This window comes from Asanoa ishikariensis (assembly GCF_900107455.1).
GTDB lineage: Bacteria > Actinomycetota > Actinomycetes > Mycobacteriales > Micromonosporaceae > Asanoa > Asanoa ishikariensis.
Genome location: NZ_FNQB01000001.1, coordinates 954,358 through 972,365, shown reverse-complemented (window position 1 = coordinate 972,365; position 18,008 = coordinate 954,358). Strand labels below are relative to the sequence as shown.

The window sequence follows — 18,008 nt, the reverse complement described above, 5'->3', positions numbered from 1 at the left end:
CCGCGGCCCCACGCCATCGGCATAGCCCACAGCGCCTCCGCGCCGTCGAGCAGCCCGCACTCGCAGTGCGCAGCCCGCACGCCCGCGCCGCAGGCGCAGCCACACGCCGAACGCGGTAGACGCAGCTCACCGCGTTGCGCGACACCCCTTGCGTCGTAGGGACGCCCGGAAACGCCTTGCGCGGCCTGCACGGGCCGCGCGGCCCCCATGCTTCGGGCTGATCGCCGCGACCGTCCTGGCGCGAGGCTTCAGCTTCCGAGTTGGGTGAGGGCGCCGATCTCGGCGCGGGTGAGGTTGAGGTCCAGGGCGGCCAGGTTGTCGTCAAGGTGCTCTGGGTCGCCGGTGCCCGCGATCGGGAGCATTGACGGTGACCGGCCGAGTAGCCAGGCGAGCGCCACCTGGCGTGGGGTGGCCGAGTGTCGCTCGGCGATCTCCGCCACCGTCGGGTTGTCCCTGTTCTGGATCGGCGCATATGGGATGAAGACCATCTGCTCCTGCTCGCACAGGTCCACGATGGATTCCGAGCGGCGGTCATCGACGTTGTAGCGGTTCTGAATCGAGACGATCGGGACCATCTGTTGAGCGACGCGAATTTGCTCCTCGCTCACGTTTGACAGTCCAACGTGGAGGACTTTGCCTTCCTCCTTGAGTCGCACCACGCCGGTCATCGACTCTTCGAACGGCACCTTGGGGTCCGGCTTGTGGAACTGGAACAGCGGAATCTGTTCGAGCCTGAGCCGACGCAGCGATCCCTCGCAGGCCTCGACGATTCGCTCCGGACGGCCGTCCTTGGGCCAGAACCCGTCCGGCTCGCCGTCGTCGGGGCCTGTGCGGTACATGCCCGCCTTCGTCGCGATGACCAGGTCGTCCGGGTAAGGGTAGAGCGCCTCGGCGATCAGTTCCTCGCTCACGTTGGGTCCGTACGAGTCCGCCGTGTCGATGAAGTTGATTCCTTCCTCGACCGCTCGGCGCAGGACCGCCAGGGCGTCTTGCTTGTTTTCCGGTGGGCCCCAGATGCCGGGCCCGGTGATCCGCATTGCTCCGAAACCGAACCGGTTAACGGTGAGATCCCCGCCGAGGTCGATAGTCCCCGCGGCGCTGGCGTTCGGCATGGTGCGTCTCCAATCCCAGGCAAGCCGGAGGCGCCTGGTTCAACCGCCTCCTTCGGAGCCTAGCTCCGCCGCACCGGTACGCCCGGTTCGGGGATTTTGAGGTATATGAGGGCTTTGTGGCATTGTTGCCCCAACCGAAAGGCGCAGTGCGGGCGCGATCAGCACTGCCGAGCAGCCGCCCAGCCTGCCTCGGCAGTCCGCCGGCCGAGGATCTGCGTGCCGTTCTCCGCCGCAGCCAGGGACGGATGCGGGCGGTCAGGGCGGACCCGCCGGAACGTCTCCAGTGCGCCGACCGGCGCAGGGTGGCAGTCCGCCGGCTCCGGCGCCCTCAGCGTCGGGACACCCGGCGCGGCCTAAGGCTGCGAAACGCCGGCCACTCGACCGCCAGTCCACTCCCGACCGGCACTGCGCGCCATCGCTCCGCCACGACCCGCAGGGCTTCGACGGCGGCCACCACCGCCTCGTTCGGCGGAGCGTCCTCGGGCCGGGTCGCGAACCATTGCGCGGCCAGTCTTCGTAGGTCGGCGCCGGGCTTCGCTGCCGCCGCCTCGACAAAGCCACCAAGGAGCTCGGCATGCTGGATGCGATCCCGGTACTCCCGGATGAGCGCGGCCGACCGCTCCGCGGCATGCGGTGGCCGCCGCCCGGATTGGTGGGTCATGCTCTTGAAGACCACGCCGCCGGCGATGGCGCCCCAGATGCCGTCGCGGACTCGCATCGCGTCTTCGACGGTGAAGTGCACCAGGTCGTGCGGGAGTTCCGCGGTGATCGGTCCCGCGTTCATCCGATAGACGACGCCGTCGTCGCGCTCGATCAGGATCGAGCCCCAGACGTGGTCTTGCGGTCGCTCGAAGGTCACCCGCACCCCGTCAGCGTGGAGCACCAGGCGCGCGGGCATCAACCGGTTAACCGCCCGACCGGCAGAACAAGAAAGACGGAACGCGATCGCGGACCCAGAGCGGGGATCAACCGGTTGAGGGCCGCCGGCGGGTCAAGCCGCGGTCGCGAGCGAGACGGGACAGGACCGGGCGGATGCTCAGCCCCGTGCCGCCGAGGGCGACCATCCCGACGCCAAGGTCAACCGAGACACGGCCCTGGCTGGCCCAGTAGACGTCCTTGAGATCCAGCAGCAGCGCGAACTCATCGACGATCAAGGCGAGCCCCGACCCGTAGACCACGCCCGTCGCGGGATGGCGGCGGGCGTCTTCGCAGCCGGCCACTGCCAGCGCGCCGACCGCACTGACCATGCCGATCCCCCACATGTAGTGGTGGAGGTGGATGCCGCCGATGCTCACGTTGTGGAAACCGGTGCCGCCTCGGCGGATGCTGTACGTGATCGCCCGGACCGCCGCGAAGGTGACCGTGAAGCCGAGCCAGGACCAGAGCACCGAGCGTTCGTTGGGTGCTAGCTCTTCCCGGTACGCCTGGCGGAACTCGGCGGGCGTGGGCACGGCAGCCTTCGACGTCGGAGTGTCGTCGGAGGCGTCGGCCATGCGGTCAACGTACCTTCATATGTGTCTTTTTCGTGTTTAATCGCCCGAAGAAGACGTCGAGCTCGACCACAGCGCGGCCGCCGTGCCCTCGGCCAGGCGCTTCTCGTACACCCGGACCTTGTAACTGATCATGCTCAGGCCAACCGACAGCGCCTGCATCTGCGACTCGATGCGTTCCTGGTGCTCACGCAGCAGCGCCAGGCGCTCCGGCTCGTTGCCCACGCCGTCGCGGACCAGGTCGGCGTATTTCCGGATCACCTCCAGCGGCATCCCGGTCTCCCGCAGCCGGGCGCACAGCTCCACCCACCCGATGTCGCCGTCCGAGTAGACGCGCCGGCCGCCGGGGTCGCGGACGATCGGGCCGACGAACAAGCCCTCCCGCTCGTAGAACCGCAGTGCGTGCACGCTCAGCCCCGTGCGGGCGGCTACTTCTCCGATGCCGTACGCCATAACCGCAGGTTAGCGCTTGAGCTAGAGCCCGCTCTAAGTCCTATGGTCCGCCCATGACAGTCACCCTGATCACTGGCGGATCGGCCGGCATCGGCGCCGCGACCGCACGGCAACTGATGTCCCTCGGCCAGCACGTCGCCGTCACCGGCCGGCGGGCCGATCGACTTGACCGGTTCGGCACCGACAATCCCGACGCCTTGACTCTCGTCTCCGACAGCGCGGTGCCGGCCGAGGTGCAGGCCGCCGTCGACAGCACCGTGGCCAAGTTCGGGCGGCTCGACAACGTGGTCGCCAACGCCGGGTACGCGACACACGACGGCCTCGACGACGGCGACCCGGACGCCTGGCGCGACATGGTCCTCACCAACGTGCTCGGCCCGGCGGCGCTAATCCGCGCCGCGCTCCCCCACCTCGCCGCCGCCCGCGGCCGCATCGTGCTGGTCGGCAGCGTCGCCGGGCTGCTGCACACACCCGGCAACATCTACGGCGCCACGAAGTGGGCGCTGACGGGTCTCGCCGGCAACACCCGCCAACTGGTCAGCGCCCAGGGGGTAGGGGTCACGCTGGTCTCGCCGGGCGGCACCGACACGGACTTCTTCGACCCGATCGGCGGCGCACCGGCCGACCGGCCCGGCGGCTACCTCACGGCCGAACAGGTCGCGGCCAGCATCGTCTGGGCCCTGATCCAACCCGAAGGCGTCGACATCAGCACGATCACGATGCGCCGAGTCGGTTCACCTGTGTGATCAAGCCGACGGCTGCGATCGAGCGGACGACACGGCCACACGGGCCGAGCGGATACCGTTGTCGTCATGAATATCGGCGGGGTCGTGTTGGGCGTCGACTTCGGCACCTCCAACACCGCCGCCACACTGCGCTGGCCCGACGGCCGGGTTCGCTCCGTGCTTTTCGACGGCTCGCCGCTGCTGCCCTCCGCGGTCTGTGTGGAGGGTGACACCATCCTCGTCGGCACCGACGCTCTCCAGGCGTCGCGCGCCAACCCCAGCGGCGCCGAGCTACACCCCAAACAGCGCATCGACGACGGCACCGTCCTGTTGGGAGACTCGGAGTACCCGATCGCGGACCTGATCGGCGCGGTCCTGCGCCGCGCGGTGCAGGAAGCGACCCGGATCGCCGACCAAGCCTCCGTCAAGCTGATCCTCACCCACCCGGCGAGCTGGGGCCCCCACCGGCGGGAGACGTTGCTGGCGGCGGCAGCGGCGGCCGGCGTACCGCGATCTGAACTTGCGGTCGAACCTGTCGCCGCGGCCGGCTACTTCGTCGGCGTCGCCGGGGAAAGCCTTCCCCTCGGTGCCCGCACGTTGATCTACGACCTCGGCGCCGGCACCTTTGACGCGTCCGTGGTGCGCCGCACGGCCGACGGGTTCGAGGTGCTCGCCTCCGAGGGGCTGATCGGCGCCGGCGGGCTCGACATCGACGCGGCGATCGTCGCCCACCTGACCGTGGTGTACGGCGGCCGCGACGGCTGGAGTCGGCTCGTCGAACCCCGGTCGGACGCGGATCGGCGGCTCAACCGGCAACTGTGGGACGACGTGCGCCTCACCAAGGAGGCCCTGTCCCGGCGCACGTCGGCCCGCATCGCGCTGCCGATCCTCGACGAGGAAGCGCCGCTCGGCCGGGAACAGCTTGACGCGTTGGCCCGGCCGCTGCTCGACCGCACGGTCACCGCATGCCGGGCCGCGTTGGCCGCCGCCGGTGTCGGGCCGGCCGACCTCAGCAGCGTCTACCTGGTCGGTGGAGCAAGCCGGTACCCCCTGGTGAGCACCCTCCTGCACCAGGCACTGGGCAGCGCACCAACGGCGATCGAACAGCCCGAGTTGGCGGTGGCGGAGGGTGCGGTCCGGCCAGCCGCCGGGGCGGCCACAACGGGCCCGCAGTCCACACCCGAGCGTCGACAAAGCCAACAGGCCAGACGGATCGTTCCGCTCGCGGCCGGCCTCACGGTCGTCGTCATAGCCGCCGGAATGGCGCTGGCCATGCGGCCATCCGACGGCGACGGCACCACCGGCACACCGCACGTCATCGACGCATCCGTCACGCCGAGCGCGCGAGCGACACCGTCCCCCACGCCGATCACCGGCAGCGCCTGTCTGCTGGGCCGGTGGCAGGAGGTCAGCTACAACAAGCCGGGCGTGGACCTGTTCGGCACCACCGTCAACCTGACGCTGAGCGGCACGGGTGGCTTCGTGAGCTACCTACCTGACGGCAAGGGCTGGACCGACTACCGCAAGGGCCCCGTCAAGAGCGGGAAGGCCGGCGGTAAGACGTACCAGGTCATCCACAAAGGCACGCTCTCGTGGACCTACCAGACGATCAACGCCAAATTGTCGTACGCGCCCAGGGGTGCGACCGGCAAGACGACCTGGCGGGTCAACGGGTCAGTCCGGACCAGCGCGGCGTTGAGTCAGGACACCGAGGGTGGACCAGCCTCGGAGTACAGCTGCACCGGCGACGAGCTGAGGGTGGTCGGCAACAGCTCGGAGTCGATCTACAAACGAGTAGGACCCGCACAGCCACGACCGTGATCACGCAAAAACATGATGTGGCTTTGCAAGCGCACTACAAGATTCTGCAAATCATAGACAGACGCTTGTGCAATCGACATCGATGGCTCTAGGGTCAGGGTCCCCATTTCCCTACCTCGCCACAGAAACGAGTCCTTGATGTCACGGACACCATCTCGTTTGCTGGCCGTCGCGTCCGTCGCCGCCCTGGGCCTCGGCGTGATCGGCATCGCGGGTCCGGCCAGTGCCGGCACCGCGCCGGTCGTCACCCGCGCCGCGCTGGACCCGGCGCTGGTCGCCGGCCGGGGCGCTTCCGTCAACTTCCTCGAGCAGGAAGCCGAGAACGCGGCCACCAACGGCACCGTCATCGGCCCCGACCGCACCGCCTACACGCTGCCCGCCGAGGCGTCCGGCCGCAAAGCGGTGCGACTCCAACCTGGACAGTACGTCGAGTTCACGCTGCCCGCGGCGGCCAACGCGGTCACCGTGCGCTACAGCATCCCGGACTCACCCAACGGGGGCGGCATCCGCGCCCCGTTGAACGTCACCGTCAACGGCGGCGGCAAGAAGACCATGACGCTCACGTCCGAGTACGCATGGCTCTACAACCAGTACCCGTTCACCAACGACCCACAGGCCGACCTGCTGCACTCGGACTGGTGGATCACCGAGTGCGCGTGTGTCCCGGCGTTCACCACCCCCACTCCCGTCATCACCAAGCCGTTCCGCCCGATGCACTTCTACGACGAGGAGCGGCTGCTGCTCGGCCGCACGTACCAGGCCGGCGCGAAGGTGAGGCTGACGGCGCCCAAGGGCACCGCCGCGGCCTGGACCGTGGTCGACCTGCTCGACTCCGAGCTCGTCCAAGCGCCGCACGTCAACCTGCTCGCGTCCAACGTGCTGCTGTTCGGCGCCGACCCCACCGGTAAGAAGGACTCGGCGAAGGCCTTCGAGAAGGCGATCGCCATCGCGCGGCTGGCCCGGCTCAAGGTGTACGTCCCGCCGGGCACGTACCAGGTCAACCGGCACATCATCGTCGACAACGTGACGATCGAGGGCGCCGGCAACTGGTACACGAAGATCAAGGGCAAAGAAGTCGCGCTGAACCCGCCCGCGCCGGACGGTTCGGTGCACACCGGCGTCGGGTTCTACGGCAAGGACGCGGCCGACGGCGGCAGCCGCAACGTGCACCTGTCCGGCTTCTCGATCGAAGGCGACGTGCGCGAGCGGATCGACACCGACCAGGTCAACGCCATCGGTGGCGCGATGAGCGACTCGACCATCTCCGGGCTGCACATCCGGCACACCAAGGTCGGGCTCTGGTTCGACGGACCCATGACCAACACGAAGGTGACCGACAACATCGTCGTCGACCAGATCGCCGACGCGCTCAACTTCCACATCGGAGTCACCAACTCGTTGGTGCGCAACAACTTCATCCGCAACACCGGCGACGACGGGTTGGCCATGTGGTCGGAGACGACGGCCAACACGGGCAACACGTTCGACCGCAACACCGTGCAGACGCCCACGCTGGCCAACGGCATCGCCATCTACGGCGGCACCGACAACACCGTGTCCCGCAACCTGATCGCCGACCCGATCCGCGAAGGCAGCGGCATCCAGGTCGGTTCCCGGTTCGGCGCGGTGGCCTTCGGCGGCAAGTTGTCCATCACCGACAACACCGTCGTGCGGGCCGGCACGTACGAGCTCAACTGGAACATCGGGCTCGGGGCCATCTGGATCTACGCGTTGGAGAAGAACATCGACGCGGACATCCGGGTGACCGGCGACCACTACCTGGACAGCACCTACAACGCGATCATGATGGTCAGCGAGTGGACCGTGAAGGACCTCTACTCGATCACCAACGTGCACTTCAAGGACGTCCGGGTGGACGGCACCGGCACCTCGGTGCTCAGCGCCCGGGTCAAGGGCGGTGCGTCGTTCGAGAACGTCGACGCCCGCAACGTCGGTGCGGTCGGCATCAACAACTGCGGGTCGTTCAACTTCCCGCCGACCGGCTCCGAGTTCGGCGTGACCGACCTCGGCGGCAACGACGGCGGCGGCACGACCGGTCCGTGGCTGGCGGCCTGGGAGCTGCCCAACACGATCACCTGCGACGACCGGCCTCCGGTCGTGGTGCCTCCGGCGCCTTCGCAGTGGTGAGCTAGGTGAGCGGGCGGGCGTCCTCGGACGCCCGCCCGTTGACCGCGGCGAACGCGTTCACGACGCCGGCACGGTCATGGCCCGCGGCCAGCAAGAGATGGAGCAGGATCCGCGCCTTGTACGGGTCCAGCGCGCCAGCGGCGATCAGGCCTCGTCGAAGCAGGTCCGCTTCCGCACCCGGGTAGCCATACGTATGGGTCAGCACCGGCCCGGCGCCGATCCGCGAGGCGAGCACGACTGGCTTGGATCGTGCGAGATCGGTCAGGACGTCCACTGTGCTCACCGGCACGTGGCCGACCCCGAAGGCCGCGACGACCAGACCGTCCAGCACAACGCCGGCCTGGCGCAGGAGCTCACCGTCGTCACCGAGGACGACCGGGACCACGCCAGTGCGTACCGTCGCGATCGGCTCGTCGATCCTCAGACTGTGCCGGACGGGCCGGGTGAGGATGCGCGGCCGGCCCTCGGCGACCAGGCCGACCGGGCCGGTGTCCGGCGAGCGGAAGGCGGCCGGGCTGGTGGTGTGGGTCTTGCGCACCCAGCGGGCGGCGTGGATCTCGTCACCCAGCACGACCAGGCAGCCCATCCCACGTGCCTCCGGCGCGGCCGCGACCCGCACCGCCGCCAGCAGGTTGGCCGGCCCGTCCGCCCCCGCCAGCGTCGGGTTGCGCATCGCGCCGGTGACGACCAAGGGCGTGTCCAGCGTCCACAACAGATCGAGCGCGTACGCGGCCTCCTCGATCGTGTCGGTGCCCTGGGTGACGACGACGCCGTCAGCGCCGGTCCCGCTTGCCGCGGCGACGAGTGCGGCGAGGTCGGCGAACCCGAGCCCCGCGCCCGGCAACCGCCGGAAGTCGGTGACCTCGACGCTGATGCCGGTATCGGCCAGCCCCGGAACGGCGGCCACCAGGTCGGCGGCGCCGAGCGCGGGCACCACCCCGCCGTCCGGACCGGTGGTCATGGCGATCGTGCCGCCCAGCGAGAACACCGCGACGGTAGGCATGGTGCGTGACTCTATTGCAGGAGCTTGAGCAGCACGGCGGCGTGGCTGATCTCGACGTCCTTGGTCGCGGTGAGCAACGTGACCGGGCCGTTCTTCTGGAGGGTACGGAGCTGGTCCAGCGCCCCGGCCTGCTCCGGTTCCTTGAGCTCGGCGAGGTAGCGCCGGCGGAACTCGGAGAACTTGTCCGGATCGTGCCCGTACCAGTGCCGCAGTTCGGTGGACGGCGCCACCTCTTTGAGCCACTCGTCGAAGCTGCCCTTGTGCACCCCGCGTGGCCAGATCCGGTCGACCAGCACGCGCTTGCCGTCACCGGGCTCGATCTCGTCGTACACCCGTCGTAGCCGCATCTTTCTCAACCTATTGGAGCCAGGCGCGGTCTGTTTCGAAATCGGTCACTCGCGGGTGAGACCGGGTGGCAGCGCGTCCTCGTCGGGGCCGACGGGGCGGGCGTTGACGAGCGGGTCACGGCACAGGGCGGCGATCAGCGATGCCGGGCCACCCAGGTCGGTCCAACTGTCGTCCCAGAGCGCCGAGACGAGCCACGAGCGGTCCGTGGGGAAGAACAGGTCGGGCAGTGACCCATCGCCACGCATGTGGCCCGTGCGCCAGGTGAGGGCCTGCTCGGGGCCGGCCTCGACCAACACGTAGGGCCAGTCCCAGTAGAGCGGCACCCGCGGCGCTTCGGGGAAGACGACGTCGTGCGCGCCGGTCTCGAGAAAACCCAACCACCAGGGCTGTGCCGGGGTCTGCGCCGCCAGCACGTCGACCACGGCGCGTTCGTGTGCGGCGAAACTGACACCCTCGGGCAGGTGGAACGTGGCGTACCCCTCATAGACCGGCGGAATCGCCGTCGTGATGGACAAGCCGGCCGTGGCGCGGCCCTCGGCCAGCCAGCCGACGTCAGCGGCCGTGCCGATCCGCCAGCTCCGCCCGTCCTTCCTCGCTTCCATGCCCTCCATTGAACGGTTAAGGCCGTTCGATCCGCACGGGATTTCCGCGTACGAGCTCGTCGTGGATGTGCCGGCGCGCAGCGTCCCGAGCCCGGTCCGCCTCGTCGTCGGTGCGGGCCAGGCGCTCGCGCAGCAGATCGACGGCGAGGCGGCGATTCTGGCTGAGCTGGCGCTCGGTGTCGACCACGACGACGGTGCCGGAGGGGCGGTGGGTCGCGCGCACGGCCGTGCTCGCCTTGTTGCGGTGCTGTCCGCCTGGCCCGCCGGTGCGACAGGGTACGAAGTCGATGTCGGCTTCACGGAACGGCGTGTGGACGCTGTCCGGCGTGTGCGGGCTGGCGATGACGTACCAGTTCTTCCGGCCGGTGCTCGCCCGATAGGGGCTGGGCGCCTGCCAGCACAGGGTGCCCGTCCACGCCGCGACGAGCCGGTCCGCGTCCGGGCCGTCGATGCCGACGAGAATCGAGCGGTACGTGCCGGGGCGCTCGCCGGCGACGGTCTCGATCCGCTGGACTTTCGTTTTGAGCCGGGCCGCCTCGGCCTCCAGGCGGCTCGTCAGTCGGGCCACCGCCCAGGCACACTCCTGCGGGCCACGGCCGGCCGAGATGAGCAGGTGGTTCACGACCGCCCCCGCTCGGCGGTCTTGTAGGTCACCAGCGGGACCGTCGTGGCCACCGGAGTGGCCAGCCCATGGTCCGTGAGGTCGGCGATCACCTGCTCGATCCGCTTGTACGCCGTGGGCGCCTCTTCGAACAGCAACTGGCGGTCGCCACACACCACGATGGACCCGAGCGCGGTGCGGCGGAGCCCTTCGACCGTGTGCTTGGCCTTGCCGTGGCGCAGCGCGTCGGCACGGGACATCTTGCGGCCCGCGCCGTGGGCCACCGACCAGTTGGCCTCCGGCCCGGAGTGGGCGGCCACGAGGTAGGAATGGGTGCCTCGCGTGCCGGCGATGAGCACGTCCCGGCCGTCGCCGGGCGCGGCGCCCTTGCGGTGGAGGTATCCGCCGTCACGTACCTCGACCAGGTTGTGGCTCAGGTCGACGATCGGTTCGGCCATCCGCGCGCCCAAGGCCCGCAGCACGCGCGCGGCGATGAGCCGCCGGTTCAGCGAACCCCAGCGGACCGCCATGTCGTGCTGGGCCAGGTAGCCGACGTCCGGCGCCGGCCCGGCGCCGTGCACTTCGGTGTGCGCCCGCAGGATGCGCTCGCCGAGACCTCGCGAACCACTGTGGACGATAAGCACGAGGCTGTTCTTCGCGAGATCGAGTCTCGCCGACTCGAAGACCGTGCCGATGCGGGCGAGCTCGACGAAGTGGTTGCCCCGGCCGACGGTGCCGAGGCCGTCCAGGTGACCGCCCGGGACGTCCGTGGTCACCGCGTCCCAGGCCGGGTCGTCCGCGGTCAGCTCGTCGTCGAGGTTGGGGAACTTGCGGGCCAGCCGCTCGGGAACGGCCCGCTTGAGCCCGACCGGGAACACGGCAATGCCGCAGCCGATGTCGGAACCGACGAGGAGCGGGTAAAGCACTTTCGAGGCCATGGCCGCGCCGATGGGCGCGCCCTTGCCGGGATGCAGGTCGGGCATGCCCGCGACGTGAACCATCCCGTCGAGCGCGGCGACCTGATGGCACTGGTCAACGGCGGCGGACTCGATCCAACTGCGGGCGGAAGCGAACACGGTGACAGACAAGAGACGTTCTCTCTTCGAAGACGGGGCTCATATTGGGCTGGGTGTCTTCGTCAGAACGTCATGGGTCAAATATTGGCGAGGGCCGTGCCGTAGCGCAAATGATTAACCGGTCGCCCGCCCCGAGCCGCGGACGACCGGCCCAGGAGACCCCAGAGCCGGTCGGTCGCGTCGGCACCTGTCACCGGCCCACGGGTCGTCACCGTGACGCCGATGCCAGTGATCAGGACCTGGCGGTCCTGATTTGGTCGCAGTACTCCGTGGCCCCCTTCACCAGGCAGACCTGGATCCAGATCAGCGTGTCCTCGGCGATGTCGCCGCTGGCCCAACCGCTGCAGTAGGGCGAGTTGTTACCGCGCGTCGTCGCCGTCCGGTCCCAGCCGGTGCCCGGGTTGGTGTCGAGCCGAATCTCCATGCCCCAACCGTCGGCGAGCCAGTCACACGCCCGGATCGCGTCGCCGGGCGTGCCCGCGTACGGGTCCGCCTGGAACTTGCCGTCCCCAGGGGCCACGTCGTTGGGGTCGAAGAGGGTGACAGTCCGGTCGTACGACCCGCCGTCGCGCGGCGTCGTGTATGTCACGACGGTGTAGCCGGAGGGCAAAGCGGCTTGGGCAACCCCCGGGATGGCGACGACGACCACCATCGCCAGCAGTCCGGCCATCGCCAGACGGAGAGGTGAGAAAGCCTTACGCATCAAGATCTTCTGCTCCCTACTGGACCCGGACATGCCGAGTCCGGGCCCGTTGCGCTTCCAGCGGCACCGTCACGCCCGGCCAGACGTCGATTGGCCGACCACCGCGAACGGCTCGTGACAACGATAGAGGTGCATATATAAATGATCAAGGGCCGGCGCCCGATGCGCGGCACGGTCCGCAGCTCAGAGCGTCAGGATCGACGATCTTCGCTGTGCCGGTGCCCCGGCGGGTCCCGCCAAGCATGGGAACGGGATATGACGTTCCTCCGAGGCGCACGCGGACGGCCGTACTCCTGCCTGATGACTCGTTCCGTCAGGTCGGGGCGAGGAGCGCGATCCTCGACGGGCGGGCCGGTCGGGGGTCCGGGGGCAGAAGGCCCCACGGCGTGGGGTCTGGGGATCGGGCCCCAGGGGAGGAATCAGCACAATTTGTGCTCGCGCTCTGTGCGAGCGGAAATTGTGCCCCCGGCAGGATTCGAACCTGCGACACACGGTTTAGGAAACCGATGCTCTATCCCCTGAGCTACGAGGGCGCGAGTGAAGAGTGTACCGACTTGGGCGTTCGCTCGGACCGCAGGCGTGCCTCCCGGGAAGCGTCCAGGTCGCCGGGCTTTTAGAGCCCGGCCGTCAGCCCGAGGTCGTACGCCCCTGGGCCGACGCGCTCTCACCTGCGGATATCTACCATCGGCAGCATGGAAGCCACCGTTCCCCGCCCCGTCGATCCCCGGATCCCCTCGGCTGCCACGTCCTGGGTCCTGCTCGCCGCGTACCCGATCGCGCTCTCCCTCGCGGTCGCATTCGGCACGGGCGAGAACATCACCGGGCCCGAGACGGTGCTGCCGGTGCTCGTGCTCGCGTTGCCCGCTTTCCTGCTGACGCGCTGGCCGCTGGTCGGGTTCGTCGGTCTGCTGCTCGGTGTGGTCGGGCTGGCACCGCTCAACATCACGGGGCTCGTGGGCTTCCTGCAGGCCGTGGTCCTCGACGTCGCGGTCGTCTACATCGCGGCCACCAGGTCGCGGATCGCCACAGTCAGCGCGGTGCTCACCGCCATCGTTGCCGAGGGCGCCGCGGCCACGATCTACACCGGGGGCGGCGACACCTACGTCAACGTGCTGGTCGCTCTCCTGCTCGGCGTCCTCCTCGCCTGGCTGGCCGGCACCGCGCTGCGGCAACGCCGCGACTATCGCGCCGCCCTGCTCACCCGGGCTGCCGCCGACGCCGTGACCACCGAGCGGTTGCGGATCGCCCGCGATCTGCATGACCAGGTCGCGCACAGCATCGGCGTGATCGCGATCCAGGCCGGGGTCGGGCGCCGGGTGATCGACACGCAGCCCGAGGAGGCGCGTAAGGCGCTCGACACGATCGAGACCGCCAGCCGGGAGACGCTCGCCGGGCTGCGGCGCACGCTGGTCGCCCTGCGCCGCAGTGACGCCGAGCCCGCCGCGACCGCGACCACCGGGCTGGCCGAGCTCGACAGCCTCGTGGCGACAACAGAAGCCGCCGGCGTCCGCGCCAGGGTGAGCATCCAGGGCGAGCCACGGGTGCTGCCACCTGACGTCGATCTCGCCGCGTACCGGATCATCCAGGAAGCGCTCACCAACATCGTCCGGCACGCACAGACCGAGAACTGCACGATCATCATCGGGTACGCACTACCCGCACTCACCATCGTCGTTAGCGATGCGGGCCGGGGCGGCATCGACAGCGGCACCGGCTACGGCATCCCGGGCATGCGCGAACGGGCCGCTCTCCTGGGCGGCGAACTGACCGCCGGCCCGCTCCCCGAGGGCGGTTTCGAGGTCCGCGCCACCCTGCCGTTGCCGGCGGATCAGGCATGACCGTCCGGGTTCTCCTCGCCGACGACCAGCCGCTGGTCCGGGCCGGCCTGCGGGTGCTGATCGCCGATACGCCCGACCTCGAGGTGATCGGCGAGGCCGGCACCGGAGCCCAGGCCGTCGACCTCACCCGGGAGCTCGCACCCGACGTGGTGGTGATGGACATCCGGATGCCGGTCATGGACGGGATCACCGCCACCCGCAAGATCGTCGAGGCCGGCTCGGTCGCCCACGTGATCATGTTGACCACGTTCGATGACGACGACAACGTCTACGGCGCTCTGCGGGCCGGCGCCGGGGGGTTTCTCGTCAAGGACATGGCGCTCGACGACATCCTGGACGCCATCCGGGTCGTCGCGGCCGGCGATGGTCTGATCGCACCGAGCGTCACCCGCCGCTTGATCGCCGAGTTCGCCGGCCGGCCGCACCAAGCACAAACAGTGCGCCCCAAGGCGCTCGCCGCCGTCACCGAACGGGAACGCGAGGTGCTCACCCTCGTCGGCCAGGGCCTTTCCAACACGGAGATCGCCGAACGCCTGGTGATCAGCGTGGCCACGGCCAAGACCCACGTCGCGCGGCTCTTCACCAAACTCGACGCACGCGACCGCGTACACCTGGTGATCATGGCCTTTGAAATGGGGCTTGTGTCGCCGTCGCGGTGACGCGTTATGGTGGACGGGCCAGTCGAGAGGCGCTGCGACGGACAACGAGGTCCGCCACGCTCGACCAGGCCAAGTGATTCCCAAGGGCGCCTCCTGTCACAGGAGGTGCCCTTTGCACGTCCAAAACATCAACGGTGTCGAGTTCGCCGTGCGCGATCTCGACCTCGCCACCGCCGGTCGGCACCAGATCCGCCTCGCCGAGCACGAGATGCCGGGCCTGATGGCGCTGCGCCGCGAGTTCGCCGCCCAGCAGCCCCTGCGGGGTGCCCGGATCGCCGGTTCGCTGCACATGACCGTGCAGACGGCCGTGCTCATCGAGACGCTCGTCGCGCTCGGTGCCGACGTCCGCTGGGTGTCCTGCAACATCTTCTCCACACAGGACGAAGCCGCCGCCGCGGTCGTCGTGGGAACCGGCACGGTCGACGCGCCCAACGGCACCCCGGTGTTCGCCTGGAAGGGCGAGACGCTGGAGGAGTACTGGTGGTGCACGATGCGCCTCTTCGACTTCAGTGACGGCCAGGGCCCGAACCTGATCGTCGACGACGGTGGCGACGCCACGCTGCTGGTGCACAAGGGCGTCGAGTTCGAGGCGGCCGGCCAGGTTCCCGCGGCCACCGAGGACGACCACGAGGAGTACCGCCTGATCCTGGAGACGCTGCGGGCCAGCGTGAGCCAGGACGGTCAGCGCTTCACCCGGATCGCGGCCGGCATGCGCGGCGTCTCCGAGGAGACCACCACCGGCGTTACCCGGCTCTACGAGCTTGCTCGCGAGGGCACGCTGCTGTTCCCGGCGATCAACGTCAACGACTCGGTCACCAAGTCCAAGTTCGACAACAAGTACGGCATCCGTCACTCGCTGACGGACGGCCTCAACCGGGCCACCGACGTGATGCTCGGCGGCAAGCTGGCCGTGGTCTGCGGCTACGGCGACGTCGGCAAGGGCTCGGCCGAGGCGCTGCGGGGCCAGGGTGCCCGCGTCGTGGTGACCGAGATCGACCCGATCTGCGCGCTCCAGGCGGCGATGGACGGCCTCCAGGTCGTGCTGCTCGAGGACGTGGTCGGCCAGGCCGACATCTTCATCACCACGACCGGCGGCGTCGACATCATCACCGCGGACCACATGTCGCGGATGAAGCACAACGCGATCGTCGCCAACGTCGGTCACTTCGACAACGAGATCGACATGGCCGGCCTGGCCAAGGTCCCGGGCGTCGAGAAGATCGAGGTCAAGCCGCAGGTGCACGAGTGGCGATTCCCGGACGGGCACGCCATCCTCGTGCTCTCCGAGGGCCGGCTGATGAACCTGGGCAACGCGACCGGGCACCCGAGCTTCGTGATGTCGTGCTCGTTCGCCAACCAGGTGATGGCCCAGCTCGAGCTGTGGCAGGGCGAGTACGGCAACACCGTGTTCACGCTGCCGAAGCACCTCGACGAGAAGGTGGCCCGGCTGCACCTCGACTCGCTGGGCGTCCAGCTCACCGAGCTGAGCAAGAAGCAGGCGGAGTACCTCGGCCTGCACGTCGAAGGCCCGTACAAGCCGGAGCACTACCGCTACTGAGACACGAAGCGACCGCCCGGGTTCACATTGGACCCGGGCGGTCGTCCTTTGCCGGGCTGACCAACCGCAGCCAGCCCGCCGCCTGGTCCGGCGGCAACACGGCGTCGAGCCGGACCTCCGGCAGCATCAGCGGATAGACCCGACCGACATTCCACGTACGGTCGTACGGCGCCGGGTCGAGCACGATGATCCGACGGCCGGCGACCGGTTCGACGTCGACCGGACGGCCCTCGTTCCAGATCCATTTGCCGCCGGCGTCGACCAGGTTGAACTGCCCGTGGATCGGACCCTGCGGCTGGAGCGGCCCGTCGCTCGCCGCGGCCACCCACGAGGGCTCCGGCGGCTCGCCCGGCAGGTGCCCACCGCCGACCAGCGCGTCGGCGAGCAGGGTGTGAAGCTGGAAGTTGTCGCCGACGCCGCTGATCGTGAGCAGGAAAACGGCCTCGGACGCGCGATGCACCACGACCAGCGGCTCGTCGTCGAGCACCAGCAACAGCCCGAGCAGCCAGTGCGCGTCGGCGATCTCGTCGGGCACGACCGACGCGGCCTCGATCAGCCGCTGCCGGTGCGGCAACGCCGCCCGACCCGCCTTCTGCTGCAACGGCAGCAGCAGCGCCGGGATCCACTCGTTGACCGTGAACCACGCCTGGGTCACCTGCGACGCCTCGTCGACGTCGAACCCGCCGGCCTCGGCGACCCGCTCGACGATCGCCCGTGCGGACTCCCCGTCGGTGGGCGGTTCCACCTCGGTGCCGGCGAGCGCCGGGAACCGCGAAGCCTGCTCCAGGCCCTCCGCCACCCGCGAAGCCAGCACGTCGAGCGCCGCGGCCGGGTCGCCGCCCGCCTCGACCAGTCCGCCGGCCAGCGCGGCCAGCGGCGCGCCGTTGCCCAGTGGCACCTCCGCGAGCGCCGGCCGCAACGCGACCAGCGCCTCGGTGAGGGCGGCGGCGTCGGCGCGTTCCACCTCGCCGACGATCTCCTTGAAAGCCTTCTGCGCCGCGCCCTCGTCCTGTCGGTCGATCGCCTCGGCCAACTCCGTGCACAGCTCGGCAACGGATCTTCCCCGGTTCCACCGCATCGGCCGATCTTAGGGGCTCGGTCCGAACGGCGTGGGGCGCCCGCCCGAGGACGGCACGTCCAACGCTGCCTTCGTTGTGCTCATCCTGCTTCGGCTCGTCACCGATATGGCATCGCGTTCCACGTCGGTGTCTGATGAGTATGGACATACGCATCTGTCATTGCGATGATCCTTGGACGTCGATGTCCGTCGAAGAAGGGTCCCCCGTGCGCAGACGCTTGTTTCGTTCCGTTCTCGCCCTCGTCGTGCTCGTCACGGCGGCGGTCGTGCTGCCGCAGTCGCCTGCCGCGGCCGAGGTTCGCGGACCATGGCAGATCCAGGGCATCCAGTCGCGAAAGTGCGTCGATGTGCCGAACGGAACGTTCAACAACGTGCAGTTGACCATCTACACGTGCAAGGACAAGGGGAACCAGCTCTTCTACATCCAAGAGATCTACAACGGGGAGTACAACATCTGGAACATCCAGACCGGCAAGTGCCTCACGGTCCTGAATGCCGAGACGACAAACAACACGCCGGTCATCCAGTACGCGTGCAACATCGGCCTGAACGAGCTGTGGACGCTGCCCGCGGACCTGACGATCCGCAATGTGAAGAGCGGGAAGTGCCTGACCGTCCAGAACAACGGCACGGCCAACGGGGCCAAGCTGCTCCAGTTCACCTGCAACGGTGGGCAGAACCAGATCTTCACCTGGGCCAGGGGCATCGAGGGAAACTAACCCTGGGGACGATGCGACGCCCGACGCCCCTGACAGGCTGAGGTCTTCGCGGAGCGCTCGCGCCAGCACCGCCT

At 69.2% G+C, this 18,008-nt stretch carries 18 protein-coding genes and 1 tRNA gene; 7 read left to right on the top strand and 12 right to left on the bottom strand.

Annotated elements, in window-relative coordinates; translation table 11 throughout:
- Positions 1-248: 248 nt before the first annotated feature.
- The 4 genes from BLV39_RS04530 to BLV39_RS04515 form a co-directional block, all read right to left on the bottom strand.
- Entirely contained in the window at positions 249-1,112 is an 864-nt protein-coding gene (locus BLV39_RS04530) for an aldo/keto reductase (RefSeq protein ID WP_090787601.1), read from the bottom strand.
- 328 nt (positions 1,113-1,440) lie between these two features.
- Positions 1,441-2,010, bottom strand: a complete 570-nt coding sequence (locus BLV39_RS04525; RefSeq protein WP_090787598.1) for a hypothetical protein — start codon at positions 2,008-2,010, stop codon at positions 1,441-1,443.
- Positions 2,011-2,077: 67 nt separating this feature from the next.
- A complete protein-coding gene (locus tag BLV39_RS04520; protein WP_176984769.1) occupies positions 2,078-2,605 on the bottom strand; it encodes a hypothetical protein in 528 nt (175 codons plus the stop codon).
- Between the two features lie 36 nt (positions 2,606-2,641).
- The gene (locus BLV39_RS04515; protein ID WP_090787595.1) at positions 2,642-3,055 is read right to left on the bottom strand and encodes a MerR family transcriptional regulator; all 414 of its coding nucleotides are present in this window, start codon (positions 3,053-3,055) and stop codon (positions 2,642-2,644) included.
- 53 nt (positions 3,056-3,108) lie between these two features.
- On the opposite strand from BLV39_RS04515, the gene BLV39_RS04510 reads away from it, so the two are divergent.
- The 3 genes from BLV39_RS04510 (at position 3,109) to BLV39_RS04500 (ending at position 7,749) form a co-directional block, all read left to right on the top strand.
- Positions 3,109-3,801, top strand: a complete 693-nt coding sequence (locus tag BLV39_RS04510) for an SDR family oxidoreductase (RefSeq protein ID WP_090787592.1) — start codon at positions 3,109-3,111, stop codon at positions 3,799-3,801.
- A 66-nt stretch (positions 3,802-3,867) separates the two neighbouring features.
- The gene (locus tag BLV39_RS04505; protein ID WP_090787589.1) at positions 3,868-5,601 is read left to right on the top strand and encodes an Hsp70 family protein; all 1,734 of its coding nucleotides are present in this window, start codon (positions 3,868-3,870) and stop codon (positions 5,599-5,601) included.
- 138 nt (positions 5,602-5,739) lie between these two features.
- On the top strand, positions 5,740-7,749 hold the full coding sequence (locus tag BLV39_RS04500) for a glycosyl hydrolase family 28-related protein (RefSeq protein ID WP_090787586.1): 2,010 nt from the start codon (positions 5,740-5,742) through the stop codon (positions 7,747-7,749).
- Between the two features lies 1 nt (position 7,750).
- Here the strand turns inward: BLV39_RS04500 and BLV39_RS04495 are convergent, their stop codons facing one another.
- From BLV39_RS04495 to BLV39_RS04465, 7 genes are all read right to left on the bottom strand, one after another.
- Entirely contained in the window at positions 7,751-8,752 is a 1,002-nt protein-coding gene (locus tag BLV39_RS04495; RefSeq protein ID WP_090787583.1) for an asparaginase, read from the bottom strand.
- A gap of 11 nt (positions 8,753-8,763) precedes the next feature.
- Positions 8,764-9,099, bottom strand: a complete 336-nt coding sequence (locus BLV39_RS04490) for a DUF488 domain-containing protein (RefSeq protein ID WP_090787580.1) — start codon at positions 9,097-9,099, stop codon at positions 8,764-8,766.
- A 45-nt stretch (positions 9,100-9,144) separates the two neighbouring features.
- Positions 9,145-9,702, bottom strand: a complete 558-nt coding sequence (locus BLV39_RS42810) for a hypothetical protein (protein ID WP_176984768.1) — start codon at positions 9,700-9,702, stop codon at positions 9,145-9,147.
- A 16-nt stretch (positions 9,703-9,718) separates the two neighbouring features.
- The gene (gene prfH, locus BLV39_RS04480; protein WP_090787577.1) at positions 9,719-10,324 is read right to left on the bottom strand and encodes a peptide chain release factor H; all 606 of its coding nucleotides are present in this window, start codon (positions 10,322-10,324) and stop codon (positions 9,719-9,721) included.
- On the bottom strand, positions 10,321-11,391 hold the full coding sequence (locus BLV39_RS04475; protein ID WP_090787575.1) for an RNA ligase RtcB family protein: 1,071 nt from the start codon (positions 11,389-11,391) through the stop codon (positions 10,321-10,323). Before BLV39_RS04475 ends, prfH begins: the two co-directional genes overlap by 4 nt.
- A 220-nt stretch (positions 11,392-11,611) precedes the next feature.
- Complete coding sequence (locus tag BLV39_RS04470; RefSeq protein WP_090787572.1) at positions 11,612-12,049, bottom strand: hypothetical protein; 438 nt, start codon at positions 12,047-12,049, stop codon at positions 11,612-11,614.
- A gap of 493 nt (positions 12,050-12,542) precedes the next feature.
- Positions 12,543-12,615: transfer RNA gene (locus tag BLV39_RS04465), tRNA-Arg, on the bottom strand.
- Between the two features lie 159 nt (positions 12,616-12,774).
- On the opposite strand from BLV39_RS04465, the gene BLV39_RS04460 reads away from it, so the two are divergent.
- From BLV39_RS04460 to ahcY, 3 genes are all read left to right on the top strand, one after another.
- Entirely contained in the window at positions 12,775-13,920 is a 1,146-nt protein-coding gene (locus BLV39_RS04460) for a sensor histidine kinase (RefSeq protein WP_090787569.1), read from the top strand.
- The gene (locus tag BLV39_RS04455; protein WP_090787566.1) at positions 13,917-14,579 is read left to right on the top strand and encodes a response regulator; all 663 of its coding nucleotides are present in this window, start codon (positions 13,917-13,919) and stop codon (positions 14,577-14,579) included. Before BLV39_RS04460 ends, BLV39_RS04455 begins: the two co-directional genes overlap by 4 nt.
- Positions 14,580-14,691: 112 nt before the next feature.
- Positions 14,692-16,137, top strand: coding sequence for an adenosylhomocysteinase (gene ahcY, locus BLV39_RS04450; RefSeq protein WP_090787563.1), 1,446 nt, complete (start codon positions 14,692-14,694; stop codon positions 16,135-16,137).
- A 22-nt stretch (positions 16,138-16,159) separates the two neighbouring features.
- Here the strand turns inward: ahcY and BLV39_RS04445 are convergent, their stop codons facing one another.
- Entirely contained in the window at positions 16,160-17,215 is a 1,056-nt protein-coding gene (locus BLV39_RS04445) for a hypothetical protein (RefSeq protein WP_143049643.1), read from the bottom strand.
- 206 nt (positions 17,216-17,421) lie between these two features.
- Here BLV39_RS04445 and BLV39_RS04440 point away from each other — a divergent pair, with 206 nt between their 5' ends.
- Positions 17,422-17,934, top strand: coding sequence for an RICIN domain-containing protein (locus tag BLV39_RS04440; RefSeq protein ID WP_176984767.1), 513 nt, complete (start codon positions 17,422-17,424; stop codon positions 17,932-17,934).
- The last annotated feature ends 74 nt before the right edge of the window (positions 17,935-18,008 follow it).